This window comes from Frigoribacterium sp. CFBP 8751 (assembly GCF_014841545.1).
Lineage (GTDB): Bacteria > Actinomycetota > Actinomycetes > Actinomycetales > Microbacteriaceae > Frigoribacterium.
In genome coordinates, this window is record NZ_JACYUB010000002.1 from 494,305 (window position 1) to 518,588 (window position 24,284).

General features: G+C 73.0%; 27 protein-coding genes. 11 read left to right on the forward strand and 16 right to left on the reverse strand.

The window, feature by feature from the left end:
* Window positions 1–59: 59 nt before the first annotated feature.
* From IFT88_RS08110 to IFT88_RS08135, 6 genes are all read left to right on the forward strand, one after another.
* Window positions 60–1,256, forward strand: a complete 1,197-nt coding sequence (locus IFT88_RS08110; protein ID WP_192119915.1) for an FAD-binding domain-containing protein — start codon at window positions 60–62, stop codon at window positions 1,254–1,256.
* Window positions 1,257–1,335: 79 nt separating this feature from the next.
* On the forward strand, window positions 1,336–2,100 hold the full coding sequence (locus tag IFT88_RS08115) for a YqjF family protein (protein ID WP_192119917.1): 765 nt from the start codon (window positions 1,336–1,338) through the stop codon (window positions 2,098–2,100).
* 34 nt (window positions 2,101–2,134) lie between these two features.
* The gene (locus IFT88_RS08120) at window positions 2,135–2,683 is read left to right on the forward strand and encodes a phosphoribosyltransferase (protein ID WP_056225946.1); all 549 of its coding nucleotides are present in this window, start codon (window positions 2,135–2,137) and stop codon (window positions 2,681–2,683) included.
* Window positions 2,680–3,423 carry a Type 1 glutamine amidotransferase-like domain-containing protein gene (locus IFT88_RS08125; protein WP_043593745.1) on the forward strand — a complete coding sequence of 248 codons (744 nt, stop codon included), beginning with the start codon at window positions 2,680–2,682 and terminating at the stop codon, window positions 3,421–3,423. Before IFT88_RS08120 ends, IFT88_RS08125 begins: the two co-directional genes overlap by 4 nt.
* Entirely contained in the window at window positions 3,420–4,124 is a 705-nt protein-coding gene (locus IFT88_RS08130) for a uracil-DNA glycosylase (RefSeq protein ID WP_056225949.1), read from the forward strand. Before IFT88_RS08125 ends, IFT88_RS08130 begins: the two co-directional genes overlap by 4 nt.
* 130 nt (window positions 4,125–4,254) lie before the next feature.
* Complete coding sequence (locus tag IFT88_RS08135) at window positions 4,255–4,848, forward strand: GNAT family N-acetyltransferase (RefSeq protein WP_056225952.1); 594 nt, start codon at window positions 4,255–4,257, stop codon at window positions 4,846–4,848.
* 3 nt (window positions 4,849–4,851) lie between these two features.
* Here IFT88_RS08135 and IFT88_RS08140 read toward each other — a convergent pair whose 3' ends face one another.
* Complete coding sequence (locus IFT88_RS08140; protein ID WP_052505129.1) at window positions 4,852–5,490, reverse strand: TetR/AcrR family transcriptional regulator; 639 nt, start codon at window positions 5,488–5,490, stop codon at window positions 4,852–4,854.
* A gap of 5 nt (window positions 5,491–5,495) precedes the next feature.
* Complete coding sequence (locus IFT88_RS08145) at window positions 5,496–5,834, reverse strand: DMT family transporter (RefSeq protein WP_043593751.1); 339 nt, start codon at window positions 5,832–5,834, stop codon at window positions 5,496–5,498.
* A 121-nt stretch (window positions 5,835–5,955) separates the two neighbouring features.
* Between IFT88_RS08145 and IFT88_RS08150 the strand changes: the two genes are divergently transcribed.
* A complete protein-coding gene (locus IFT88_RS08150) occupies window positions 5,956–7,380 on the forward strand; it encodes an amidase family protein (RefSeq protein WP_192119919.1) in 1,425 nt (474 codons plus the stop codon).
* Window positions 7,381–7,434: 54 nt separating this feature from the next.
* Here IFT88_RS08150 and IFT88_RS08155 read toward each other — a convergent pair whose 3' ends face one another.
* The 5 genes from IFT88_RS08155 to IFT88_RS08175 are packed head-to-tail and all read right to left on the reverse strand — an operon-like array spanning window position 7,435 to window position 12,413.
* Window positions 7,435–8,241: an ABC transporter ATP-binding protein gene (locus IFT88_RS08155; RefSeq protein ID WP_231567086.1), complete on the reverse strand. Its 807-nt coding sequence runs from the start codon at window positions 8,239–8,241 to the stop codon at window positions 7,435–7,437.
* Window positions 8,238–9,017 carry an ATP-binding cassette domain-containing protein gene (locus IFT88_RS08160; RefSeq protein WP_192119921.1) on the reverse strand — a complete coding sequence of 260 codons (780 nt, stop codon included), beginning with the start codon at window positions 9,015–9,017 and terminating at the stop codon, window positions 8,238–8,240. The genes IFT88_RS08155 and IFT88_RS08160 overlap by 4 nt, the downstream gene beginning before the upstream one ends.
* Window positions 9,014–9,967 carry an ABC transporter permease gene (locus tag IFT88_RS08165; RefSeq protein ID WP_192119924.1) on the reverse strand — a complete coding sequence of 318 codons (954 nt, stop codon included), beginning with the start codon at window positions 9,965–9,967 and terminating at the stop codon, window positions 9,014–9,016. The genes IFT88_RS08160 and IFT88_RS08165 overlap by 4 nt, the downstream gene beginning before the upstream one ends.
* Window positions 9,964–10,917 carry an ABC transporter permease gene (locus tag IFT88_RS08170; RefSeq protein WP_043595096.1) on the reverse strand — a complete coding sequence of 318 codons (954 nt, stop codon included), beginning with the start codon at window positions 10,915–10,917 and terminating at the stop codon, window positions 9,964–9,966. Before IFT88_RS08170 ends, IFT88_RS08165 begins: the two co-directional genes overlap by 4 nt.
* Window positions 10,914–12,413: an ABC transporter substrate-binding protein gene (locus IFT88_RS08175; protein WP_342212107.1), complete on the reverse strand. Its 1,500-nt coding sequence runs from the start codon at window positions 12,411–12,413 to the stop codon at window positions 10,914–10,916. Before IFT88_RS08175 ends, IFT88_RS08170 begins: the two co-directional genes overlap by 4 nt.
* A 285-nt stretch (window positions 12,414–12,698) precedes the next feature.
* On the opposite strand from IFT88_RS08175, the gene IFT88_RS08180 reads away from it, so the two are divergent.
* Both IFT88_RS08180 and IFT88_RS08185 read left to right on the forward strand, forming a co-directional pair.
* Complete coding sequence (locus IFT88_RS08180; RefSeq protein ID WP_137847884.1) at window positions 12,699–13,127, forward strand: SIP domain-containing protein; 429 nt, start codon at window positions 12,699–12,701, stop codon at window positions 13,125–13,127.
* 13 nt (window positions 13,128–13,140) lie between these two features.
* The gene (locus IFT88_RS08185; protein ID WP_192119927.1) at window positions 13,141–14,091 is read left to right on the forward strand and encodes a siderophore-interacting protein; all 951 of its coding nucleotides are present in this window, start codon (window positions 13,141–13,143) and stop codon (window positions 14,089–14,091) included.
* A 73-nt stretch (window positions 14,092–14,164) separates the two neighbouring features.
* On the opposite strand, the gene IFT88_RS08190 is transcribed toward IFT88_RS08185, so the two are convergent.
* From IFT88_RS08190 to IFT88_RS08200, 3 genes are read right to left on the reverse strand one after another with little or no spacing between them, the layout of a single operon-like run.
* A complete protein-coding gene (locus IFT88_RS08190) occupies window positions 14,165–14,986 on the reverse strand; it encodes an SDR family NAD(P)-dependent oxidoreductase (RefSeq protein ID WP_056225973.1) in 822 nt (273 codons plus the stop codon).
* A complete protein-coding gene (locus IFT88_RS08195) occupies window positions 14,983–15,339 on the reverse strand; it encodes a Fe-S oxidoreductase (RefSeq protein ID WP_192119929.1) in 357 nt (118 codons plus the stop codon). The genes IFT88_RS08190 and IFT88_RS08195 overlap by 4 nt, the downstream gene beginning before the upstream one ends.
* Window positions 15,336–16,736 (reverse strand): dihydrolipoyl dehydrogenase family protein, encoded by a 1,401-nt coding sequence (locus IFT88_RS08200; protein WP_192119931.1) that lies wholly within the window; start codon window positions 16,734–16,736, stop codon window positions 15,336–15,338. Before IFT88_RS08200 ends, IFT88_RS08195 begins: the two co-directional genes overlap by 4 nt.
* 193 nt (window positions 16,737–16,929) lie before the next feature.
* Between IFT88_RS08200 and IFT88_RS08205 the strand changes: the two genes are divergently transcribed.
* Entirely contained in the window at window positions 16,930–17,100 is a 171-nt protein-coding gene (locus IFT88_RS08205) for a CsbD family protein (RefSeq protein WP_043595102.1), read from the forward strand.
* Between the two features lie 81 nt (window positions 17,101–17,181).
* Here IFT88_RS08205 and IFT88_RS08210 read toward each other — a convergent pair whose 3' ends face one another.
* From IFT88_RS08210 to IFT88_RS08235, 6 genes are all read right to left on the reverse strand, one after another.
* Window positions 17,182–18,018, reverse strand: coding sequence for a crotonase/enoyl-CoA hydratase family protein (locus IFT88_RS08210; protein WP_192119933.1), 837 nt, complete (start codon window positions 18,016–18,018; stop codon window positions 17,182–17,184).
* Window positions 18,015–18,842, reverse strand: coding sequence for an arginase family protein (locus tag IFT88_RS08215; RefSeq protein ID WP_342212108.1), 828 nt, complete (start codon window positions 18,840–18,842; stop codon window positions 18,015–18,017). The genes IFT88_RS08210 and IFT88_RS08215 overlap by 4 nt, the downstream gene beginning before the upstream one ends.
* Window positions 18,843–18,855: 13 nt before the next feature.
* Window positions 18,856–19,995, reverse strand: coding sequence for a DUF418 domain-containing protein (locus IFT88_RS17630; RefSeq protein ID WP_192119934.1), 1,140 nt, complete (start codon window positions 19,993–19,995; stop codon window positions 18,856–18,858).
* Window positions 19,992–20,714, reverse strand: a complete 723-nt coding sequence (locus IFT88_RS08225; protein WP_192119936.1) for a PspA/IM30 family protein — start codon at window positions 20,712–20,714, stop codon at window positions 19,992–19,994. The genes IFT88_RS17630 and IFT88_RS08225 overlap by 4 nt, the downstream gene beginning before the upstream one ends.
* Before the next feature lie 92 nt (window positions 20,715–20,806).
* Window positions 20,807–22,774 (reverse strand): TPM domain-containing protein, encoded by a 1,968-nt coding sequence (locus IFT88_RS17375; RefSeq protein WP_192119939.1) that lies wholly within the window; start codon window positions 22,772–22,774, stop codon window positions 20,807–20,809.
* A 151-nt stretch (window positions 22,775–22,925) separates the two neighbouring features.
* A complete protein-coding gene (locus tag IFT88_RS08235) occupies window positions 22,926–23,333 on the reverse strand; it encodes a hypothetical protein (RefSeq protein WP_043596924.1) in 408 nt (135 codons plus the stop codon).
* Window positions 23,334–23,383: 50 nt separating this feature from the next.
* Here IFT88_RS08235 and IFT88_RS08240 point away from each other — a divergent pair, with 50 nt between their 5' ends.
* A complete protein-coding gene (locus IFT88_RS08240) occupies window positions 23,384–24,274 on the forward strand; it encodes an EamA family transporter (protein ID WP_043596926.1) in 891 nt (296 codons plus the stop codon).
* Window positions 24,275–24,284 lie beyond the last annotated feature (10 nt).

Consider the following 24,284-nt stretch of genomic DNA (forward strand, 5'->3'; position numbering starts at 1 on the left):
CGCGCGCCTCCCACGGACGACGCCGGTCGGCACGGCCCGCGGGGTCGCACGATGGGGGCGTGCCCATCCCGACCAGAGTCGCCGGCCTCGAGGCCCTCGACGAGTTCCTGCCCCGCGCCGGTTCCGCCTACGCCCGTGACCGCAATCATGACCTGGGGGTCTCGCGGCGCACCGTCTCGGGGCTGTCGCCGTACCTGCGCCACCGCCTCGTGACGGAACGCGAGGTCGTCGGCGCGGTCCTCGAGCGGCACACGCTCGGTGCTGCCGAGAAGTTCGTGCAGGAGGTGTTCTGGCGCACCTACTGGAAGGGCTGGCTCGAGCAGAACCCCGAGGTGTGGCGCCGGTACCGCCGGGACGTCGACCGCGCCGTCGACGCCGGCGTCCCCGCGGGGTACGAGGAGGCGGTCGCCGGCCGCACCGGGATCGACGCGATGGACGCCTGGGTGCGTGAGCTCGTCGACACCGGGTACCTCCACAACCACACGCGCATGTGGTTCGCCAGCATCTGGATCTTCACGCTCGGCCTGCCGTGGCAACTGGGCGCCGACTTCTTCTACCGACACCTGCTCGACGGCGACGCGGCCTCGAACACCCTGTCGTGGCGATGGGTCGCCGGCCTGCAGACCGCCGGCAAGACCTACCTGGCGACGGCCTCGAACATCTCGCGCTTCACCGACGGCCGGTTCTCGCCCGCGGGCCTCGCCACCACGGCCCGGGCCCTCGACGAGGAGCCGCTGCCCCCGCGGACGCCCGTCGAGGCCGCCGACGTCGTCGGCTCCCCGGGCGGGCGGGTCGGACTGCTGCTCCACGAGGAGGACCTCGAGCCCGAGAGCCTGCTCGCCGAACGCCCCGGTCTCGTCGCGCAGCTGTCGGCCACCGCCGTCGTCGCCGACCCCGGGTCACGGTCTCCCCAAGGGGCCTCGGCCGCCGTCGTGGCCTTCACGACGGGCGCCGTCGACGACGCGGCGACGCGCACGCCGGACTCCGGCGGTCGGCCCGCCCGGACGCTGTCCGACGCGCTGCCCGCCACCGTCGTCGAATGGGCACGGTCCGAGGGCCTCGACACGGTGGTGACGCCGTACGCGCCGGTCGGTCCGGTCCAGGAACGTCTCGAGACCCTCCGTGCTGCCCTGTCGGTCGAGGGGATGGAGCTCGTCACCGTCCGACGGCGCTGGGACGGCGAGGCCTGGCCGTCCGCCTCCCGGGGCTTCTTCCCGTTCCGCGGTCGCATCCCCGAGCTCGTCCGCCGGCTCTGAGGCGGCCCGGGCGAGGGCCGGGGCGGCAGCTCGTCCGAGGCTGTGGACCGTCCAGGCGGTCGTCCGTACCGTGGAGGTCATGGACCAGACCACGCCGGGGGCCGAACCCGATCCGGTGTCGCGCACCGCGCCTCCGTTGCTCCGTCCCGCGTTCATCCGACAGCACTGGGGCGGCCTGGCCTTCGCGCACTGGCGGGTCGAGCCCGACCGTGTCGCACCGTTGCTGCCGCCCGGCACGCGGCCCGACGTGTTCGACGGATCGACCTGGGTCGGGCTGATCCCGTTCAAGCTGACCGGCAGCGCCTTCGGGCCGCTGCCCGCCGTGCCCTGGGCCGGGGACTTCCTCGAGACGAACGTGCGGTTGTACTCGGTCGACGCCCTGGGCCGTCGGGGCGTGGTGTTCCGCACCCTCGAGGCCCAGCGTCTCGTGTCGGTGCTCGCCGCGAACGCGGGCCTCGCTCTGCCGTACCGGTGGGCGTCGATGCACGAGTCCCGGGCCGACGGGGTCGTGACGTACCGCAGCACCAGGCTCGGGCCGGGGGCGAACCCGTCGTCACGCCTGTCCGTCCGACCCACCGACGAGGTGGTCGAGGGCGATCCGCTCGCCGAGTTCCTCACCGCCCGATGGGGCATGCACGTCGCCCGGGGCGGGCGCACGAGGTACTGGCCGAACCGGCACGACACCTGGTCGCTGCGCCGGGCCGAGCTGGTCGACCTCGACGACGAGCTGGTGGCCGACGGCGGCCTGCCGGGCGTCACCGACCGTGAGCCCGACTCGCTGCTCTGGTCCGACGGCGTCGACACCGTCTTCGCGCCTCCCGGGGGTGCCTGGGTCCCTGCGTGACGCGTGGTGGCGTACGCGCGTTACGGTTGTCGGCATGGTCACCCCACCCGACGACAGCCAGGCCGCCCCCGCACGACCCGAGGTCGAGGCTCCCGAGAGGGAGGTGCTCGGCTGGCTCGAGTTCGGAGAGGCCGCGCGGCACCTGGCCTCGGACGTCGTCCAGGCGGGGTTCACGCCCGACGTGATCGTCGCCGTCGCCCGCGGGGGGCTCGTGCTCGCCGGGGCCGTGGCCTACGCGCTCGACACCAAGATGTGCGGCTCGATCAACGTCGAGTTCTACACGGGCGTCGACGAGCGACTGCCCGAGCCCGTCCTGCTGCCCCCGACCCTCGACGCCCCCTCGCTCGAGGGCAAGAAGGTGCTCGTCGTCGACGACGTGTCCGACTCGGGGCGCACCCTCGTGCTCGTGCGCGACCTGCTCGCCGAAGTGGCCGCCGAGGTGCGCACCGTCTGCCTGTACAGCAAGCCCCGCACCGTGCTCGAACCCGACTTCGTCTGGAAGCGCACCGACCAGTGGATCACCTTCCCGTGGAGCGCCCAGCCGCCGGTCACGCGTGAGGTCGGCGCGGGGGTGGGCGCGTGAGCATCCACCTGGTGGGCGGCGGCTGGTCGCCCGACGACACCGAGCTCTACGACCTCTTCGTGGCCGAGGCCGCCGTCCGCGGGGCCGCCGTCGGCCGGGGCGTGCCGCGCATCGCCGTGCTCATCGTCGTCGCCGACGACTCGCCGTCCGCCGAGTTCCGCGACGGCTACCCGGCCATGCTCGCCGCCGGCGGCCGCTGCGAGGCCCTCACCACGATCGTCGCCGCGGGTGACGAGTTCGACACCCGCGTGCTCAGCGACGTCGACGGGTTGCTCGTCGCGGGCGGGCTCACCCCGGCCTACCTCGACGCCGTCGCGCCGCTGATCGACCAGGTGCGCCTGCTCGTCGCCGACGGGCTGCCCTACCTCGGCTTCTCGGCCGGTGCGATGATCGCCGCCGACCGTGCCGTGCTCGGCGGCTGGTTGATCGGCGACGTCCCGGTCTGCCCCGAGGACGCCGCCGAAGACCTGGACGAGGTGACCCTCGCCGACGGACTCGGCCTCGTCGACCTCGCCATCGACGTGCACGCCGCCCAGTGGGGCACCCTGACCCGACTCATCGCCGCCACCGAGGCCGGACTCGTCCGCGGCGGCGTCGCCATCGACGAGAACACCGCCCTGGTCGTCGGCGAGGGCGCCCTCGCGGTGCTCGGCACCGGCAGCGTCTGGCGGGTCGAACCGCAGCTCGACGACGACGGCGAGATCGTCGGCGTCTCGGTCGGCACGCTCGGGGTCGAGTGACCGTCGAGGCGCACGACCACCGTCGACCCCTCTCGGAGCAGATCGACCCGTCCTGGGCGACCGCACTCGAGCCCGTGGCCGACCGCATCGCCGACATGGGCGAGTACCTGCGGGCCGAGGTGCGGGCGGGGCGTGGTTACCTGCCCGCCGGCGCGGACGTGCTGCGCGCCTTCCGTCAGCCCCTCGACGAGGTGCGCGTCCTGATCGTCGGTCAGGACCCCTACCCGACGCCCGGCCACCCGATCGGGTTGTCGTTCGCCGTCGACCCGCACGTCCGACCGGTCCCGCGCAGCCTCGCGAACATCTACCGCGAGCTGCACGACGACCTCGGCGTGCCCGTCGTCGAGCACGGTGACCTGACCTCGTGGTCGCGCCACGGCGTGCTGCTGCTCAACCGGGTGCTCACGGTGCGTCCGGGCGAGACGGCGTCGCACCGCGGCAAGGGCTGGGAGCCGGTCACCCAGCGCGCCATCGAGGTGCTGGCCGCACGGGGCGGGCCCCTCGTGGCCATCCTGTGGGGCCGTGACGCGTCGGCGCTCAAGCCGATGCTCGGCGACGTCCCCTCGATCGAGTCGCCCCACCCGAGCCCCCTGTCGGCGTCGCGCGGGTTCTTCGGATCGCGGCCGTTCAGCCGGGCGAACGAGCTGCTCGTCGCCCAGGGTGGCGAACCCGTCGACTGGACGCTGCCGCCCGCCGTCTGAGCCGTGACCGGTCGGCGTCCGTCCCGGAAGCGGGCGTGTTCGTCGGATGCGGGCCGCCCCGAGCGCCCGCCGACGACGAACACGCCCCGCGTCCGCGCCGGGCCCACGTCCGGCGTGGCAGAGTGGGCCCGTGCTCGAAGAGGAATACCAGCCCCGCCGGCGCCTTCCCCGGGCCCTGCGGCCCCCGGTCCCGGTCGAGCCCGGGTTCTCGTTCGAGATCCGCCCCGCGACGCCCGCCGACCTGCCCTACGTGCGCGAGATCTACAACCACTACGTGGCGAACTCGTCGGTCACCTTCGACGAGGACGCCATGACCCTCGCCGAGTGGCGTCGCAAGTACGCCTTCGTCACGAAGCTCGGCATGCCTTTCCTCGTCGCGGTGAACCCGTCCGGCGAGGCGCTCGGCTACGCGGTCGCGACCCCGTGGGGTGGCAAGGCGGCCTACCGCTACACGGTCGAGAGCTCGATCTACCTGCGGGCCGCGTCGACCGGCAAGGGCCTCGGCCGTGCCCTGCTCGAAGCACTCGTCGAGGCCTGTCGTGACGCCGGCATCCGCGAGATGATCGCGGTCATCGCCGACAAGAACGCCGAGGCGTCGATCGGCCTGCACGAGCGGATCGGCTTCACCGAGGTCGGTCGCATGGGCCGGGTCGGCTTCAAGTTCGGCCGCTGGCTCGGCACGGTCACGATGCAGAAGTCGCTCAAGAAGCGCCGCCGCGGCTGAGCCTCAGAGCGACGGCCCGACGATCTCGCGCAACACGCGTTCGGTCGCGTCCGCGGTGGCGGGCTCGCCGCGCCAGAGCATGCGGACGATCAACCCGTCGACCGCCAGGGCCACGACGTCGACCCGCTCGGTGGGCACGCCCGCCCGCCTCAGCGCGTGCTCGAGCGACGAGTACCAGAGGTCGGCGTCCTCGCGCAGCGACTCGTCCCGCATGGCGGTGAAGAGCAGCTCGTACTGCGCCCGGGCCGACCCGCGCTCGGTGATCGCGTACCGGACGAGGGTCTCGGCCAGGTCGGCCAAGGAGGCGCGCTCGAGTCGGTCGAACGACCGCACCCAGTCGGTGGTCGCGTGGCGCAGCGCCGCGCGCAGCAGGTCGTCGCGTCCGGCGAAGTAGTACGTCGCCGCCGAGACCGGGACGCCGGCGGCGCGGGCCACCGCCCGGTGCGTCACGGCCGAGGGGCCGCCCGCCTCGAGGACGGCCAGGACGCCGTCGAGCAGCGCGCGCCTCCTGGTCTCGCCCTTCGGGGTGAGGGCCTGGCCACCGGGGCTGGCGGAAGGGCCGCCGGGGCCGACGGACGGGCTGCCGGGGCCGGGGGCCGAGCCGCCGCGGGCCCGGCCGTCACCCGCCGTCGTGTCGGTCACCGGGGTCAGGCCGCGGCCTCGTGGCGACCGCCGAGCTCGAGCATGGTGACGCCGCCGATGACCAGGACGATGCCGCCGAGCTGGACGAGGGTCAGGGGCTCCTTGAAGAAGATCCAGCTGATGAGGGCGACGAGCACGACGCCGACGCCGGCCCAGATCGCGTAGGCGATGCCGAGCGGCACGCCCTTGGTCAGCGACTGCGAGAGCATCGCGAACGCGAAGACGTAGCCCACGACGACCGCCGCGTACTGCCACCACTTGGCGTCGGGGCCGCTGGTGACCTTGAGGAAGCTCGTGGCGAAGACCTCGCCGACGATGGCGAGCGCGAGGAAGAGGTAACCCATGACGGTGTCCTGTCGAGACGTGCGACGGTCCCGGCGGCGACCTGCGGCCGAGGGAGCACGAATGGGACAAATGTACCAGAAACAGCCGTCCGTGCCCGGGGCCGCGGCCTAGGCTCGACGGGTGTTCGAACTCCACCACCTGAGCGCCCACGAGCAGTGGGACTGGCTGCGCCGCGGCGAGGTCTCGCCCCGCGAGCTGACCACCCACTACCTCGAGCGCATCGCCCGCCTCGACGGCGACCTCGGCGCGTTCGTCACGGTGACCGGCGAGGCCGCCCTCGAGCGGGCCGACGCCCTGGCCGCCGCCGGGCCCTCGGTCGCGCCGCTCTGGGGGCTGCCGCTGGCCGACAAGGACCTCAGCGACCGGGCGGGCGTGCCGACCTGGTCGGGATCGCGGCTGAGCAGGGGGCGCGTGCCCGAGGCGTCGTCCGAGATCACCGAGGTGCTCGACGAGGCCGGCGCGATCAGCGTGGGCAAGACGGCCACGCCCGAGTACGGGCTGACCGCGTACACCGAGACGCTCGTCGGTCCTCCGACGCGCAACCCGTGGTCGCTCGAGGCGGGCGCGGGCGGCTCGAGCGGTGGGGCCGCGGCCGCCGTCGCCGCCGGGCTGCTGCCGTTCGCGCCCGGCTCGGACGGCGGCGGCAGCATCCGCATCCCGGCGGCCGCCACGGGCCTCGTCGGCCTCAAGCCCTCGCGGGGGCGGGTGCCGGCGCAGTCGGGTCTGACCAGCCTCGCGGGCCTGCCGGTCGGCGGGGCGCTGGCTCGCTCCGTGGCCGACGCCGCCCTGCTGCTCGACGCCATGGTGTCGCCCGACGGTCGCGACCCGCGGCACCACCAGGCGCTCTGGGCTCCGCTGTCACCCGACGGTGCCTATCTCGGCACCGCCGTGCGCGGCGAGGGACGCTTCCAGATCGCGGTCATGACGACCAGCCCCTGGGACGACGCGTTCGACGTCCGGGTCGACCCGCGCCTCCTTGGCGTCCTCGGCGAGACCGCCGACCTGCTCGCGACGATGGGGCACGGGGTCGACGAGACCAGCCTGCCGTCGTCGGACTACCCGGCGCTCTTCCGCACGATCTGGCAGGCGGGGGCGGAGGGCATCCCGGCCGAGACCGAGGCCGAGCTGGCACTGCTCGAGCCGATCACCCGGTGGCTGGTCGAGCAGGGCCGACGCGTGACGGCACGCGAGCTGTCGGCGGCGCTCGTCGGGCTGGCGGCGTTCGAGCGCGCCGTCGTCGAGCGGTTCTCGGCCTTCGACGCCGTCCTGACGCCGACGCTCGCGATGGTGCCGCGCCCGATCGGCTGGTACGACGCCGAGGACGCCGAACGCAACTTCGAGCAGCAGTGCCTGTACTCGCCGTTCACGTCGTTCGTCAACGTGGCCGGGTTGCCCGCGATCAGCCTCCCGGTGGGCGAGGTCGACGGCGTGCCCGCCGGCGTGCAGCTGATCGGGCGACCGGGACGCGAGGACGTCCTGCTCGCGATCGGCGCCCAGCTCGAGCGGCGGCTGCGGTGGCAGCGTCGGCACCCGCCGATGTGGTGAGCCCGCCTGCGCCCTGTGACGAGTCGACCTGCCTCCCTGTGACGAGCCGTGGTCTCAGTCGAGCGTCGGCACCGAGTCGACGAGCGTCCGTGTGTAGTCGTGCTGCGGTCGGCGCAACACGTCGTCGGTGACCCCCTGCTCGACGACGCGACCGTCGCGCAGCACGGCGACCCGGTCGGCGAGGTGCTGCACGAGCCCGATGTCGTGCGAGACGAGCAGCAGCGACAGCCCGCGTTCGTCGCGCAGCTCGCGCAGCAGGTCGAGGATCTGCGCCCGCACGGTGACGTCGAGAGCACTCATGGGCTCGTCGCCGATCAGCAGCCGCGGCCGGTGCACGAGGGCCCGGGCCAGGGCGATGCGCTGCCGTTGGCCGCCACTGAACTCGTGGGGCCAGGCCTCGGCGTCGCGCGCCGCCAGACCCACGCGCTCGAGCATCTCGGCCACCAGGCGGTCGTGGTCGCCCTCGACGCTCAGCGCACGCAGCGGCTCGGCCACGGTGTCGCCGACGCGCATGCGGGGGTCGAGCGAGCTGTAGGGGTCCTGCAGGACGATCCCGGTCTGCCGCCTCAGCCAGCGCAGGCGGGACGCGCGGTCGGGGGCGACCGTCCGGCCGTCGAACGTCACGGTGCCCGAGGTCGCCCGGTCGAGGGCGAGCAGCAGGCGCACGAGTGTCGACTTGCCCGAGCCCGACTCGCCGATCAGGGCGACGCTCTCGCCGGCCGCGACCTCGAGGTCGGCGTCGACGAGCGCGTGGCGCACCGGCCCCGGCTGGAAGGGCGACCGGCGCGGCAGCGTGAAGGTGCGGGTGAGGCCCCGGGCGACGAGCAGAGGAGGCGCGGGTGCGGTCGTCGGGTCGCTCACGAGGTCCTCCAGGTCGTCGCCCTCGTGGCCTCGACGAGTCCGCGGGTGACCTCGTGCTCGGGGCGGTGCAGCAGCTGCTCGACGGGGCCGCGCTCGACGACGCGCCCGTGCGACAGCACCGCCGCGTGGTCGGTGATGCGCGAGAGCACCGCGAGGTCGTGCGTGACGAAGAGCAGCGACGTCCGCTGCTCGTCGACCAGGCGCTGGAAGAGCGCGAGCACCTCGGCCTGCGTCGTGACGTCGAGGGCCGTGGTCGGTTCGTCGGCGAGCACGAGCCCGGGGCAGTTGATCAGGGCCATGGCGATGCCGACGCGCTGCCGCTGACCGCCCGAGAGCTGGTGCGGGTAGAGGTCGACGACGGCCTCGGGGTCGGGCAGGCCGACCTCGGCGGCGGCGGCCACCGCCCGGGCGCGGGCGTCGCGGCGACCGACGCGGCCGTGCAGGCGGAGGGGCTCGGCGATCTGCCGCCCGACGGTGACGACGGGGTCGAGGGCCGTGCGGGGGTCCTGGAAGACCGTGCCGACGACGCGGCCGCGCAGGCCGGCCAGCTCGCGCTCGGACGCCCCGAGCAGCTCGCGCCCGTCCAGCCGGATGCTGCCCGTGGCGCGGGCGCCGTCGGGCAGCAGGCCGAGGACGGCCAGCGTCGTCATCGACTTCCCCGAGCCGGACTCGCCGATCAGCCCGACCCGCGCCCCGTCGGGCACGTCCAGCGAGAGGCCGTCGACGACGCGGCGGTCGCCGACGGTGACGGTCAGGTCGTCGATCACGAGGCTCACGAGACGACCCCCGGGGTGGTCGGGGTGCCCGCGGCACCCGGGGCGGTCGCCCGCGGGGGAGCGGTGGACGGGCCCGACGTCGAGGGGGAGCCCGGGGTGCCGCGTCCCCTCCGCCGGGACCGCAGCCGGGGATCGGAGGCGTCGCGCACGGCGTCGCCCAGCAGGTTGAGCGCCAGCACGGTCAGCGTGATGGCCAGCCCGGGCCAGACGACCGAACCGGGGTGCACGCCGATAAACTTCTGCAGGTCGCTCAGCAGGCGCCCCCACGAGGCGGTGTCGGCGGGGGCGCCGTAGCCGAGGAACGACAGCCCCGCCTCGGCGAGCACGCTCGTGGCCATGGACAGCGAGAGCTGGACGACGACGACGGGCGCGATGTTCGGCAGCACGTGGCGACGCAGCACGGCCCCGGTGCCGAGCCCGTTCGCCCGGGCGGCGAGCACGTAGTCGGTCCGCGCGACCTGGCGGATCTCGGACCGGCTGACCCGGGCGATCGTCACGCCGTAGCCGACGCCCACGGCGACGACCACGACGGTGAGCGACCCGCCGAACGCCGCGGCGAGGGCCATGGCGATCAGGAGCGTCGGGAACGCCACGAGCACGTCGATCAGCACGGCGACCGACTCGCGCACCCAGCGGGCCGTCAACGAGCCCAGGGCGGCCAGGCCGACCCCGACCACGGTGGCGACCACGCCCGAGGCGACGGCGACCACGACCGTCGTCCCGGTGGCCGCGAAGACGTAGCTGAAGATGTCCCGGCCGACCGAGTCGGTGCCGAAGGGGTGCCCGAACGAGGGCGTCAGCCAGGCCGAGTACGGGTCGGTGTCGAACGGGTCGAGCGGGGTCCAGACCCGGCTGACCAGGGCCGACAGGACGATCAGGGTCAGCCAGCCGACACCGAACGCGCCCTGCGGTCGACGCAGCAGCTCGCGGACGAACGCACCGCGCCTCATCGGTCGCCCTCGCGGAGGCGCGGGTCGAGCCGTCGGTGCACGAGGTCGATCACGAGGCCGATGAACAGCACGAGCGTGGTCAACGTCATCAGTTCACCCTGCACCTTCGTCAGGTCACGGCGACCGACGTCGGTCACCAGCATGCGGCCGAGTCCCGGCAGCGTGAACAGCTGCTCGATGACGACGGCCGACACGATGAGGCCCGCCACCTGCAGGCCGAGGATCGACACGACGCTGAGCATGACGTTCGGCAGCCCGTGCTTCACGAGGGCACGCGACCGGGTCATGCCGTTGGCGGCGGCCGTCCGCACGTAGTCCTGGTCGAGGGCCCCGAGCGCCGCCGAGCGCGTGAAGCGCAGCAGGACGGCCCCCTCGACGATGCCGATGGTCAGGGCCGGCAGCACGAGCGAGCGCAGCGCCCGCCCGGGCTCGCTCCACCCGTCGGCCGGGAACCCCTGCGTGGGCAGCAGCCGCAGCGTCACGGCGAAGACGCCGATCAGCAACATCCCCGCCCAGACGACCGGGACGGCCGCCAGCAGCTGGGCCCCCGTGCCGAGGACGACCCCGGAGGCGCGGCCGCGGCGGAGCGCGCTCGTCACGCCGAGCGGGATGCCGATCAGCAGCCCGAAGACCAGGGAGAGCGCCGCGAGCGGCAGGGTGACGGCCAGCTTGTCGAGCACCTCGTCGATCACCGGCGTGCCGGTGACGAGCGACTCGCCCAGGTCGAGTCGCACGAGCCCGCCGGCCCAGTCGAGGTACTGCACCACGACGGGCCGGTCGAGGCCGAGCTGCTGACGCAGGGCGGCCACCTGCTCAGGCGAGCCGGTCGTCCCGGCGATCGCCTGGGCGACGTCTCCCGGCAGCAACCGCAGGGTCGCGAAGATCAGCACGCTCGCGACGGCCAGCCCCCCGACGAAGAGGAGCAGGCGGCCGACGACGAAGCGGGTCACTCCGTCGTGGCCAGGTCAGCCAGGTCGAGGCGGGTCGTGGTCGAGCTCGTCGGGAACCCGGTGACTCCGTCGTGGATCGCCGTCAGCGTGGTGGCTGTGTAGAGCCACTCGGCGGGGGCGTCGTCCGAGACGATCTTCGCCGCCTCGGCCAACTTCTCGTCGGCGACCTGCGGGTCGGTGGCCGCGATCGACTCGGCGTAGAGCTGCTGCACGGGCGCACTGTCGTAGCCCCAGTAGTAGTCCGGGTTCGCCCAGTTCGAGAAGTCGTGAGTCTCGGCGTGGTTCACCATGCTGAGCTCGAAGTCCTTGTTCACGTAGACGTCGTCGAGCCAGGTGCCGAAGTCGACCTGCTGCACCGTCAGCGTGACGCCGACGGCCTTGAGCTGCGTCGTCAGCACGTCGCCGATCGCGGTCGGGTAGACGTTGGGGTACTCGAGGGTGAGCGACAGGTCGCCGTCGTGGCCGGCCTCGGCGAGCAGGCTCTTCGCCTCGTCGGGGTCGTAGGCGTCGACGCTCGTGAGGTCTTCGTAGCCGGGGTCGAGTTCGGGGATCGGGCCGCCCTGGTCGACGGCCGACCCGCCGACGGCGGCGATCAGTGCGTCGTTGTCGATCGCGAGTCGCAGGGCCTTGCGGACCTTCGCGTCGGTGAAGGGTGCGACGGCGTTGTTGAACGCGAGCGTGTACTTGTCGGTCGTCCTGCCCTTCTCGAGCGTGATGCCGTCCACGCCGTCGAGCTGGCTCGACAGGGTCGCGTCGACCGCGGTCTGCACGTCGACGTCGCCCGAGATCGAGGCGTTGATCGCCGCGGACGGGTCGGTCACGTAACGGAAGGTGACGCCCGCGACCTTCGCCGGGGTGCCCCAGTAGTCGTCGAAGCGCCCGAGCTGCACGTTGTCGCCCTGTCGCCAGCTCGTCAGCTCGAAGGGGCCGGTGCCGTTCGCCGTCGTCGAGAGGTCGTTCGTCGCCGACTGCTGCAGCACGAGACCGGCCCGCCCCGTGAGGTCGAACAGCAGGGACGAGTCGGGTCGCGAGAGCGTGAGCACGACGGTGTCGGCGGCGGGCGCCGTGATGGTCGAGACGGCGGCGAGGTCGGCGTGGTTCGCGAGCGAGGCGTCGTCCTTGACCTGAGACAGCGACCAGACGACGTCGTCGGCCGTCATCGCGGCACCGTCGTGGAAGGTCACGCCGTCGTGCAGCGTGAACGTGTAGGTGAGGCCGTCGTCGCTGACCGTGTGGCTCGCGGCCAGCACGTCGCGGATCTCGTTGTCCTGCGTGCGGCCGACGAGGCCCTGGTAGACGTTGTCGATCAGCACCTGGTCGAGGGCGATGCCGGCCGTGGTGCGGATGTCGAGGTCGCTCGGCTCGAGCACGAGACCGACCGTGACGGTCGCGTCGGGGTCGGGGGTGCCCGACCCGTCGGGGGACGAGGCGGACGAGCAACCCGTCACGACGAGCAACAGCGCGGCGACGGCGGCGGAGAGGGGGAGGGTGCGCACCTGGTGGGGCCTTCCGGGGATGGCCGTGGCGGATCGTCCACGGCGACGAGGGACCGGGGGCGCGGGAGAGCCCCTCGGTCGTTCGGCGGGGGAGTCCCGGTCGCTGCTGAACCGGTCCACGCGATCCGCCACCGTGTTGCTGTCGGACACGGTACGGCCCCTTGTGCCGGGCGTCGCTGACGGACTCCCGAACCCGACAGAACTTACCATCACGGCAGCGAGGTCGCTGTCAATCGAGAGACCCGTGTGGCGGATGAGGCAAGCCTTACCTATATTGAAGGGGACATGCTCCTCGTAGACCAGAACCCGCCCCTGCCGCACGACGCCCTGCGCGTCCTGTTCGCCGCAGACGCGACGTCGATCCCCGTCCTGCGAGAGATGCTCTCGGTCCTTCCGATCTGCGCCCGGGGTCAGGTGTTCGTCGAGGTCGAGAGCGCCGACGACGTCGTGCCGCTCGCCTCGCCGGGTCGCGTCACGGTGACCTGGCTCGCCCGTGACCGCCGCTCGGGCGTGCCCGGCACCAGCACCGCCTGTGCCCCCGGTCAGGCCCTCGAGCGGGCGGTCCGGGCCTGGCTCGGCGAGATGTACGTCGAACCCGAGACCGTCGCGACGGGCGACCACGTCGTCTGGATCGGCGGCCCGCCCTCGTTCGCCTACGACCTGCGGCACGACCTGCACGAGCTCTTCCACGTCGGCACGCCCGCCGACGCCTGAGCGGCGCCCCTCGATGACGATCACGTCCACCGCCACCGCCACCGCCACCGTCGAGCGCCCGGCGAAGCCGGCCCACCGTCCCTACCGCGTCCGGGTCGCGGCCGTCCGTCGCCTCGCCCCGTCGTTCGTGCGCATCACGTTCACCGGCGACGACCTCGGCGACTTCGGGGTCGACGGCCTCGACCAGCGCATCAAGGTCGTGCTGCCCCTCGAGGCCACCGGCTACGACACGTTCCCTACCGTCGACTGGTACGCCTCGTGGCGCGCCCTGACGCCCGAGCAGCAGAACGTCTTCCGCACCTACACCGCGCGAGCCGCCCGCCCTGCGCTGCGCGAGGTCGACGTCGACTTCGTCTGCCACGGCGACACCGGCCCCGCCTCGGCCTGGGCCGGTCGTGCCCGGGTCGGCGACGACCTCGTGCTGATCGGTCCCGACGCGACGAGCGGCGTCACGGGCAGCGGGGTCGAGTGGTCACCGGGTGACGCACGCACCGTCCTGTTGGCCGGTGACGAGACGGCGGCCCCGGCGATCTGCTCCATCGTCGAAGCACTGCCGAACGACGCCAAGGGGTGCGTCTTCATCGAGATCCCGACCGCGGCCGACGAGCTCGACCTCGTCGCGCCTCCCGGTGTCGACGTCCACTGGCTGCCGAGGCGGGACGCCACGTCCGGCCACGGTGAGGCCCTGGTGATCGCCGTCCGTCGCTGGACGGCCCGCTACGTCACCGCCTGGCACCACGGCGTCGAGGTGAGCGAGGTCGACGTCGACCACGACCTGCTCTGGGACGTCCCGCAGGGCGACGACCCGCGCGGTGCCGCCGTCAGCTCCGACCTCTACGCCTGGTTCGCGGGCGAGGCGGGGGCGATCAAGACGCTCCGTCGCTTCCTCGTCAGCGAGGTCGGCGTCGACCGACGCCAGGTCGCCTTCATGGGCTACTGGCGGGTCGGCAAGTCCGAGTCCTGAGGCGAGGGTCTCGACGACGAAGGAGGCGCGACCACGTCGGTCGCGCCTCCTTCGTCTCGTCCCCTGGTCGCGCCTAGACCTCGGCGGGCAGGCCGACGAGCTCGGAGGTGCGCTCCCAGAGGGCCTCGGCGAGCAGCGGGTCGGTCGCCTGACGGTGCAGGCGACCGTGCGGCGTCAGCTGGTCGAAGTAGGTACCGCTCTCGACCGCGATCGTCGTGGGCCCGGCGAGCTGGATCAGCGGCACGGCACCGGCCGGGGCCGAGATGCCGTAGTTGCCGTTGGTCAGCACGTTCGCGACCCGCATCGAGCGCGAGTCCGAACCGAAGCCGGTGACCACGATGCCCGGGTGGAACGAGAACGCCTCGAGCCCGGTGCGTTTGGCCAGCTCGCGGATGAAGAGGACGGTCTCGATCTTGGTCGTGCCGTACTGACGCCACCCACCGCCCCAGCGACGTTTAGCCCAGTTGAGGTCGTCCAGTCGCACGTGGCCCAGCAGGTTGGCCGTGCTCGCCGTCGAGACGACGCGGCCCCCGCTCTCGACGAGGCGGGGCAGGAGCAGCCGGGTCAGGAGGAACGGTGCGAGGTGGTTCGACTGCAGGGTGCGCTCGAAGCCGTCCGCCGTGACGCCCCGTTCGCTGACGAGACCGCCGGCGTTGTTCGCGAGGGCGTCGATCCGCGGGTAGCGGTCGAGCAACCGGTCGGCCAGCGACCGGACGTCGTCGAGTCGGTCGTAGTCGACCAGGAAGGCCGTTCCGCCCACCTCGTCGGCGACGGCCTGCGTGCGCTCGGGATCGCGCCCGACGACGCCGATCTCGGCGCCGCCCTTCGCGAGCTCGCGGGCGGCCTCGCGGCCGATGCCGCTGCTCGCCCCGGTGATGATCACGGTGCGGGTCATCGATATCCGCCCTTCTCGAGGCCGGCCTCGATCTCGAATCTGTTCGACAGCGGGTCGCTGCCGGCCAGGAAGTACAGTACGGGCATCAGCATGCCGTACCTCCGCCACTGACGGACGTGCACGGCCTCGTGTTCGAGGACGCGCGGCCCGTCGTTGTCCCGGGTGAGGTAGACCCGACCGACGCAGGTGCCGCCGCGCTTGAACGCCCAGCGGGGCAGTCCGCTACACACGATCAGGTCACCGACCACGCGGACGCGCCCGACGCTGAGCGGCACCCCGACCGCGAGCCCCACGGCCGTCGCCCAGGCGCAGCCGAGTCTCGAGATCGGGGAGTCGAGCAGCGGGTTCCTCACGGACGGCCGTACGTGTCCAGCAGGCGCAGCCAGACCTCGCTGACCGTGGGGTACGAGGGGACGGCGTGCCAGAGCCGGTGGATCGGCACCTCGCCGACGACCGCGATCGTGGCGGCGTGCAGCAGGTCGCTGACGTCCGGGCCGACGAAGGTCGCGCCGACGATCACCTTGCGGGACTCGTCGACGACCAGACGCGCCTGACCCTTGTACTCGTCCGAGTGGATCGCCGAACCCGCGACCGCGGCGAGGTCGTAGTCCACGACCTTGACGTCGATGCCGCGCTTGCCGGCGGCGTCGGCGGTGAGGCCGACGCTCGCGACCTCGGGGTCGGTGAAGGTGACCTGCGGCACGGCCGCGTCGTCGGCCGTGGCGACGTGGGCGCCCCACGGCTCGGCCTGCACCGGCTTGCCGAACGCGCGGGCGGCGATGACCTCGCCCGCGGCACGGGCCTGGTACTTGCCCTGGTGGGTCAGCAGCGCGCGGTGGTTGACGTCGCCCACGCCGTAGAGCCAGTCGGTGCCCTTGACGAGCATGGTGTCGTCGACGTCGAGCCACTCGCCGGGGGTCAACCCGACGTTCTCGAGGCCGAGGTCGGTGGTGCGGGGCACGCGGCCGGTCGCGACGATGATCTCGTCGGCGATCACCGTCGAGTCGTCGTCGAGGGTGACCTCGACCGTGTCGTGCTCCGTGCGCAGCACGTTCGAGGGCGAGACGCCGAGGCGCACGTCGACGCCGAGACCGCGCAGCGAGTCGGCGACGAGTTCGCCGGCGAAGGGCTCCTGCCCGCCGAGCAGACCGCTGCGCGCGATCAGGGTGACGGTGGAGCCGAGCTGCTGGTACGCCGTGGCCATCTCGGCCGCGACGACGCCGCCGCCGACGATGACGACGCTCTGCGGCATCGACTTGACGCTGGTGGCCTCGCGGCTGGTCCAGGGCTTCGCCTCGGCGAGACCGGGGATGTCGGGCAACAGAGCCGACGAACCGGTCACGGCGGCGACCGCGTACTTCGCCTGGTGCACCTCGCCGTTCACCGTGACCTCCTTGACGCCGGTGATGGTGGCGTGACCGCGGATCAGGTCGATCCCGGCGCCCTCGACCCAGTCGGCCTGGCCCGAGTCGTCCCAGTTGCTGGTGAACGAGTCACGGCGACGCAGCACGGCGGCGACGTCGACGTCGCCGGTCACGGCCTGCTTGGCCCCGTCGAGCGTCTTGGCGGCACGGACGACGGCGCTGGACCGCAGCAGCGCCTTCGAGGGCATGCACGCCCAGTACGAGCACTCGCCACCGACGAGCTCGGCTTCGACGAGGCCCACCTTGAGGCCGTTGCGGGTGGCGTAGTCGGCCACGTTCTCGCCGACAGCGCCGGCTCCGATCACGATGAGGTCATAAGTCGTCATGGCCCCGACGCTAGTCTCACCGGGACCTGCGTTCTCAGGCGGGTTCACCCGGGGGCATGGCCGTTTCGTGAAACTCTCCTGGGTCTTTCCTGAACGGCCTGAGCGAGATCCGGGAGGCGCGGGTAGCGTCCCTCACATCAGCGCACCACCGCGATCCTTGCGGCGGAGCGCGTCAACCTACGAGGAGGCACACATGGGACTCGACGACAAGATCAAGAACGCCGCTCAGGACATCGCCGGCAAGGCGAAAGAAGCTCTCGGCGACCGCAAGGGCGACGACGAGCTGAAGGCCGAAGGTCAGAAGGACCAGGCCGGTGCCTCCGCCAAGAAGGTCGGCGAAGACGTCAAGGACGTCTTCAAGTAGGCCGATCCGCCTCGTTCTCGAGCCCGTCCACCCTTTGGGGTGGGCGGGCTCTTTCGTGTGCCCACGGCCGAGGAGGCGCGGTCAGCGTCCCGTGAACTCCGCGGCGGTCCGCGACACGAAGGCCTCGAACCCGATCCGGGCGTCATCCGACGCGAGCAGCCGCACGAGCTCGGGCTGCAGACGGGCCTCGGCCGCGGCGTCGCCCTCGCGGACCGCGAGTCGGGCGTTCTCCAGGGTCGCCTGCACGGCCAGGGGGGCCTGCGCCGCGATCCGTCGGGCGAGGTCGAGGGCGTGGTCGAAAGCCGATCCGACGTCGACCAGGTCTTGCACGACCCCGATGCGCCGCGCCTCCTCGGCGTCGAGGAGGTCGCCGGTCAGCAAGTACCGCATGGCGTCGCCCCAACCGACCCGGCGGGGGAGGCGGACGGTCGCGCCGCCGAACGGGAGGATCGCCCGGCTCACCTCGATCTGACCGAAGCGGGCGTCGCGGCTCGCCACCACGACGTCGCTCGCCAGGGCGAGTTCTACCCCGAGCGTCAGGCAGGTGCCCTGCACGGCCATGACCACGGGCTTGCTCACCTGACGACCGTGCACCTGCCACGGGTCGAGGCCCCCCTCGGGGACGACGTCGAGGCCCTCGGCCGTCACCGCGGGCACCACGTCGCCGAGATCGAGGCCGGCGGTGAAGTGGTCCCCGTGGGCGAAGAGCAGCCCGACGCGCAGGTCGGGGTCACGGTCGAGCTCGCCGTAGGCCAGGGCCAGCTCGCGCAGCATCCGGAGGTCGGCGGCGTTGCGCTTCTCGGGCCGGTCGAGGCCGATCAGCAGCACGTGGCCGTCGCGCTCGACCGTCACTCGCGGACGGTCCTCGCCCGAGGCGGCGCGGTCTGCCGGGTCGGCGCTCGTCGGACCGGCGCTCATCGCGAGAGGGCCCCGAGGATGCGCAGGATCGCGCCCATGTCGTCGGAGGCCGCCGCGGCGTCGACCGGTGCGAACGAGCACAGGCCGGCCCCGACGAGGGTGAACCGCTCCTTCAGGGCCGTGATCGTCTCGATCAGCACGCCGAGCTCGAGCCCGAACGGCTGGGGGTCGAGCAGACCCTCGATCACTCCCGGGTCGAGCACGTCGAGGTCGACGTGCAGGTAGACCTCGGTGGCGCCCGAGGCCTCGACGGCGGCGACGACCTCGGCGGGGTCGAAGTCGAGCGACGACACCGACGGGACGTGGCGACTCTCGATGTAGCGATCTTCGGCGTCGTCGTAGCTGCGCGCCCCCGCGAGCACCACCCGGGCGGGGTCGAGCGGTTCGGGCGTCGGGCCGGGTCCGATGGTCGGGAGGTCTTCGGTGGCGTCGCCGATCAGGGCCCGCAGCACCATGCCGCTGAAGGCACCGCTTTCGCTGCTGCGTGGACTGTGCAGGTCGGGGTGGGCGTCGAACCAGACGACGGCGGTGCGGGGGGTGACGGCGTGACGGACGGCCGCGAACTCGACGCCGCAGTCACCGCCGACCACGATGGCGGGGGAGTCGTCGGTCCGCAGCTCGCGCCCGACGGACTCGGCGATGGTGAGGACCGACGAGAGCCGGTGCACGCGCGTGCCGAGCGAGTCGCCCGCACCCACCGGGACCTCGACCACCGTGGTGGCCGTCGACGGCAGGTCGCCGAGGACGGCGTAGGCGCCTTCGGCCAGCCGCATCGCACGCGACGACGGAGAACCCTGCCACTGTGGAACCACGACGAACCTCACGGGCGTCAGTCTGTCACGAGCGGGTGCCCGTGCTCCAGGCCCAGGGGCGACTCAGTGCTCCGACGGCGCGTTCGAGGGGCCCCCGCCCGACGAACCGCTGCCAGAGGGTGGCGTAGAGGAGCGTGAGGACGACGGCGACGACCAGGTGGACCAGGGGAAGGCCGTAGGCGGCGGTCGGGTCGGACAACCGGTACACGGTGAACAGCGGCGCGGTGATCAGCACGTGGGCCGTGTAGACGGTGAGCGGTTGCGCGCCCGTGGCCGCGAGGGGTCGCAGGACGGTGCGGACGACCGCAGCCGCGCCTCCTCGTCCCTGCCGCTCGGGCGTCACGGGACGACGCGCGGTGGTGGCGAGCAACAGCAGCCCGAGCGCGGCGGCGGCGACGCCGCCCGAGCCCACGATCTCGGCCGGCATGCCCTCGTGGTCGGCCGGGTCGAGCCAGGGGACCGAGGAGGCGCCGGGCAGGAAGCGCGCCGAGTACCCCACGATCGCAGCCGACGTTCCGACGACGAGCAGCGTGACCTGGGTGCGGGTGCGGGCGAGGTCGGAGCGCGCCGCGGCGAGACCGACGAGCACGAAGGGCGTCCAGACCAGAGCCGGGTAGGCGCCGACCAGGAGGGCCTCGGTCGCGAGACCGGGGGCGCCGGACAAGGCGGTGTCGCCGTAGGCGTCGACGGGGACGAACGAGGCCAGCCACGGGGCCACGACGGCGAGCAGCGCCGCCGCCGCGAGCAGCACGGTCCGAGGGGCGAACAGCAGCCCCAGCGCCAGGACGAACATGACCCCGTAGTACGGCAGGATCACCAGGAGGTAGGGATTCCAGGCCTGCAGGGCGAGGCCGAGAACGATCAACAGCCCGGCACGGATGGCGATGCCGCCGACGACCCGCCCTCGAGTGCCGCGGGGCGTCGGCCTCGCGCCTCCTGACATGAGCCCGAGCGAGACCCCCGCGAGGGTCGCGAAGAGGATCGCCGACCGCCCGTCGAAGACGCGCTCGTCGAGCAACAGCCGAGGCCACATGTGGGCGGCGAACATCCCGATCACGGCGAGGCCGCGGGCGACGTCGACTCCCATCAGGCGGGGTGCCGCCCGGCGCGCCGGCACCGGCGGGACGTCCGCCGGTGCCGGAGTGCGGGGCAGCGGCTGGCTCACTTGTCGAGCGCGCCGAGCTTGAGGGCGGCGAGGCGGGCGTCGACCTCGGTCTGCTCACCGAGGTCGTCCAGGCTCTCGAACTGCGCGTCGAGGCTCGAGGCGGCGAGTTCTTGACGACCGAGCATCTTGGCCTCTTCGCGGCGGACCTTGTCCTCGAAGCGGCTGATCTCGCTCGTCGGGTCGAGGACGTCGATGCTCTGGACGGCGTCGGCGACCTTGGTCTGCGCCTCGACCGTCTTCGAGCGAGCGTTGAGCTCGTCACGCTTGGCGGCGAGCTGGTCGAGCTTGGACCGCATGCCGGTGAGGCCCGTCTTGAGCTTGTCGACGACGTCGGTCTGGGAGGCGATCTGCGGTTCGGCGGTCTTCGCCTCCTTCTCGCTCTGCAGCTGCTTGCCGAGCGCCACGCGGGCGAGGGCGTCGAACTTGTCGGCGTCGACCGTGTTGCCCGACGAACGCAGTTCGTCGGCCTTGTTGCTCGCGGCGAGTGCCTTGCGCTCCCAGTCCGCGGCGGCGGCGACGTCCTCGGCGTGGTCCTGCTCGAGCAGGCGCAGGTTGCCGATGGTGGTCGCGACGGCCTCTTCGGCCTCGGCGATGCTGTTGGTGTAGTCGCGGACCATCTGGTCCAGCATCGTGCTGGGGTCCTCGGCCTGGTCGAGCAGGCCGTTGATGTTCGCGCGGGTCAGTTGCGCGATGCGTCCGAAGATCGACTGCTTTGCCATGGTGCGTCCTTTCGAGAGGTGGTGCCGTGGGGTGGTGCTCGTCGTATTCGTGGTGCTGCTCGTGCGGGCGGGGCGGGGTGGGGCGAGCGGACCTAGAACCGGCCGCCGCCGGAGCTGCGGCCGCCGCCGCCACCCCCGCCGCCGAAGCCGCCTCCGCCGCCCCCGCCGAAGCCGCCTCCGCCACCGCCGCCGAAGCCGCCTCCCCCGCCGAAGCCGCCGCCACCCCCGCTGAAGAGTCCACCGAGCAGCATGCCGGTGACGATGCCGCCGAGATCGGCCCCGGCCGACCCGCGCGTGCCGACGCCGCCGCCGAACGGGCTCGCCTGCTGGTAGGACGAGACCTCGGCCTCGGCGCCGGCCGCTGCGGCCTGCGACAGCTGGACGGCCTGGTGGGCCTCGAAGAGGGCGGCGTCGCGGTCGGACGTCGCGAGCGACACCGCGGTGGCCAGGTGACGCTCGGCCTCGGACAAGCGGGTGCGCGGCTGCGGGCCGATGCCGCCGCGGCGCGTCTCGATGAAGTCACGGGTGGCGCTGATCTGGCTGCGGGCGGTCAGCAGCGCCTGGTCGAGGGCCGCCTGGGCCCGGCGCTGCTTCTCGGTGTCTTCGCGCACGGCGGCGAGCACCTGGTCGATGCGGTCGTTGGCGGCACCGAGCGAGGCGACGACGGCGAGCGGGTCGTCGGTCGTCGTCTCGGCCAGCGTGACGGAGGCCCGTGCGGCCGAGACGGAGCCGGCGACGTCGACGCCCTGCGGGGCCGTGCCGTCGGGCAGCCCTTCGGCCGTCGCGATGTCCTGCCGAAGGTCGAGGGTCATCGCCGTGATGGTGCTGCCCGCCGTCCTCAGCGACTCGGCGGCCCCGTCGACCGCGGACAGCAGCTGGTCGACCTGCGCCAGGGCCTGACGGGCCTCACGGACGGCGATGACGGCCTCGGAGGTGGAGGACGACGCCACTGCGGTCGCCGCCGTGCGGGTCCGCTCGTCGGCGAACTCGAGCAGGCGATCGGCCTGGTCGTCGTTCTGGTCGATCGACGCGACCGCCCGTGCTGAGTAGATCGTGGTCAGTTCGCCGATGACGGTGCGGGCCTCGGCGAGCCGGGCCCGTCGCGTCTCGATCTCGCCGGGGAGCGCCGCCACGTCGCGCGGAGCCCGACTCTCGGCCTCGCGCAGCTCGTCGAACGCGGCGGACTGTTCGGCGAGCGACGCGTCGGCCGCCTCGCACAACTCGATGATGCGGGTGGTCCACTCGCGGCGTTGCTCGGGGGAGTCGGGAACGGAGTCGTCCAGCTTCTGCTGCAGGGCGAACGCCTCGCGGGCGTGCACCCGGGCCGCGTCGAGGGCCTCGGCGAACGGCCGGGCCGCGTCGTCGCCGAACTGTGCCGCCGCGAAACCGACCTCGTGTGCGCCCGCCGTCAATTCGTCGTCGAGGGCGACCAACACCCGTGCGGCACGCTTGTCGAGTTCGTCCTGGCGCGCCTTCTGTGCGTCGGACTCGCTGCGTCGACGTCGTGCCCGGCGGACCACGACGACGACGGCGATGGCCGCCGCGACGAGGACCAGCACGAGCAGCGCCCAGAGCACCCAGCTGAGGTCGGGGCCGGCCTCGTCGTTGCGGATGCCGTCGGCCAGGGCGACGGCGGCACCGGCCCAGTCGCCATCGCGCAGCTCGGGGACGACGACGTCGGTCTGCAGCGCCTCCCGGTCGGATTCCGGGATCACGGACGTGTCGGCCGAGAGGTCGTAGAACTGGTCGTCGACCGCCACCGAGAGCAGCACGTCGTTCGCACCCAGTTGGTTCAGGGACGCCGTCGCCTCGCCCCAGGCCGTGCGGTCGGAAGGCGAGGAGAAGGAGTCGACGTAGACGACGAAGAGGTTGACGCCGGTGTCGGTCGAGAGGCGGTCGAGGGCGTCGGTGACCTCGGTCTCGTCCGCGCTCGACAGGACGTCGGCCTGGTCGACCACGTAGGCGCCCGAGAGGTCGACCGGCTCGACCGCCTGGGCGGGGACCGCGCCGAGGGTGATCGTGCCCACCACGGCCAGGACCGCCGCGGCGACGGTGGTCACCGTTCGTCTCGTCGGTCGTCGGCCGGTCGTCGATCTCGTGCTCACGACGCTCCCCTCGCTCGTTGCGGGGGAGTCTATCGACGGCCCCCGTCAGACCGCCCGCGTCGTGATGCGCACGGATCGGTCGACGACGACCCGGTCACGGGACGGGTCAGGAGACGAAGAGCAGACCGACCGACGCGACGGCACAGACCGCCCCGACCGCGTAGAGCACGACCCCCACGGTGCGGGGTGCCCGTCCGTCGTCGTGCGGAGGGTGGACGCGGGCACGGTGCGGGCGGTCCGGGTCGTAGTGCACGGTGAGCTCGGTCTCGAGCGGCGTCGTCACCGGGACGTCGCCGAACTGCGTCTCGTGCAGCTGCCCGTCGACGTCCATCCACCGGGCGGTCGCGGCGCGGGCCCAGTCGGGCGGCGGGATGACCACGCCGACGGTGCTCTCGAGGCGGGTCGCGCGGCGCCGCAGCACCCAGCCGGCCAGGAGGAAAGGCGTGCCGACGATGAACCCGAACCAGCCGAAGAGCTCCACCACCGGCGAGATGACGGAGAAGGCGTCGCTCATGCCACGATCGTACTGTGCCGCCGCGCACCCCGTGACGAACCCGGAGCCCCGTGAACCCCAGCCCCCTCGGCCGTGTGCCGTCGCCCTTGCTCGCCGTCGCGGCGATCGTCTCGGTGCAGTTCGGGGCGGCCCTCGCCAAGACGCATTTCGAGGCCCTGGGGCCCCTGGGCGCCGCTGCGCTCCGCCTCGCGTTCGGCGCCACCCTGCTCGTGCTGGTCTTCCGCCCGCGCCCGTGGCGGTGGCCCGGCCGCACGTGGCTCGGAGTGCTCGTGCTGGGTCTCGCCCTGGCCGGGATGAACTCGCTCATCTACCTCGCGATCGACGTCGTGCCGCTCGGGGTCGCGGTCACCCTCGAGTTCCTCGGTCCGCTCGTCGTCGCACTCGTGCAGACCAGGCGGTGGTGGGACGCCGCCTGGGCCCTCCTCGCCCTCGCCGGGGTCGTGCTGCTCGGCTCCGACTCGACCGGCTCGATCCCGATCGCCGGTGTGCTGCTCGCCCTCGGCGCCGGGGCGTTCTGGGCCTGTTACATCCTGGCGAACGCCGCCCTCGGTCGCGGTCGCGACCCGATGGGTGCCCTCGCGACCGCCATGCTCGTCGCCGCGGCCGTCGTGGTGCCGTTCGGAGCACACGACGCGACGGTGGCCGTCCGGGCCGACCCGCGCCTCCTGCTGGTCTTCCTGGTGGTGGCGGCCCTGACCTCCGCGATCCCGTACGCCCTCGAGTCGGTGGCGTTGCGGCGACTGCCGACCCGCGTGTTCGGCGTCCTGTCGAGCCTGGGGCCGGCGGTGGCCGCCCTGGCCGGGCTCGTCGTGCTCGGCGAGGCGCTGGGGGTGCGCGAGGTCGTCGCCCTCGCCTGCGTCACGGCGGCGAGCGTCGGGGTCACGATCGCGGCCGGTCGACGCCGGCGTCGTGGGCCCTTGCCCGAGGCCCCGCCGGCCTGATCGGACGCCG

What these genes read in the sequence shown, in the direction of transcription:
- IFT88_RS08115 (WP_192119917.1), top strand. Translation starts at nt 1,336, where the DNA reads ATGGACCAGACCACGCCGGGGGCCGAACCCGATCCGGTGTCGCGCACC.
- IFT88_RS08120 (WP_056225946.1), top strand. Translation starts at nt 2,135, where the DNA reads ATGGTCACCCCACCCGACGACAGCCAGGCCGCCCCCGCACGACCCGAG.
- IFT88_RS08145 (WP_043593751.1), bottom strand. Translation starts at nt 5,834, where the DNA reads ATGGGTTACCTCTTCCTCGCGCTCGCCATCGTCGGCGAGGTCTTCGCC.
- IFT88_RS08165 (WP_192119924.1), bottom strand. Translation starts at nt 9,967, where the DNA reads ATGAGGCGCGGTGCGTTCGTCCGCGAGCTGCTGCGTCGACCGCAGGGC.
- IFT88_RS08180 (WP_137847884.1), top strand. Translation starts at nt 12,699, where the DNA reads ATGCTCCTCGTAGACCAGAACCCGCCCCTGCCGCACGACGCCCTGCGC.
- IFT88_RS08185 (WP_192119927.1), top strand. Translation starts at nt 13,141, where the DNA reads ATGACGATCACGTCCACCGCCACCGCCACCGCCACCGTCGAGCGCCCG.
- IFT88_RS08190 (WP_056225973.1), bottom strand. Translation starts at nt 14,986, where the DNA reads ATGACCCGCACCGTGATCATCACCGGGGCGAGCAGCGGCATCGGCCGC.
- IFT88_RS08200 (WP_192119931.1), bottom strand. Translation starts at nt 16,736, where the DNA reads ATGACGACTTATGACCTCATCGTGATCGGAGCCGGCGCTGTCGGCGAG.
- IFT88_RS08205 (WP_043595102.1), top strand. Translation starts at nt 16,930, where the DNA reads ATGGGACTCGACGACAAGATCAAGAACGCCGCTCAGGACATCGCCGGC.
- IFT88_RS08210 (WP_192119933.1), bottom strand. Translation starts at nt 18,018, where the DNA reads ATGAGCGCCGGTCCGACGAGCGCCGACCCGGCAGACCGCGCCGCCTCG.
- IFT88_RS08225 (WP_192119936.1), bottom strand. Translation starts at nt 20,714, where the DNA reads ATGGCAAAGCAGTCGATCTTCGGACGCATCGCGCAACTGACCCGCGCG.
- IFT88_RS08235 (WP_043596924.1), bottom strand. Translation starts at nt 23,333, where the DNA reads ATGAGCGACGCCTTCTCCGTCATCTCGCCGGTGGTGGAGCTCTTCGGC.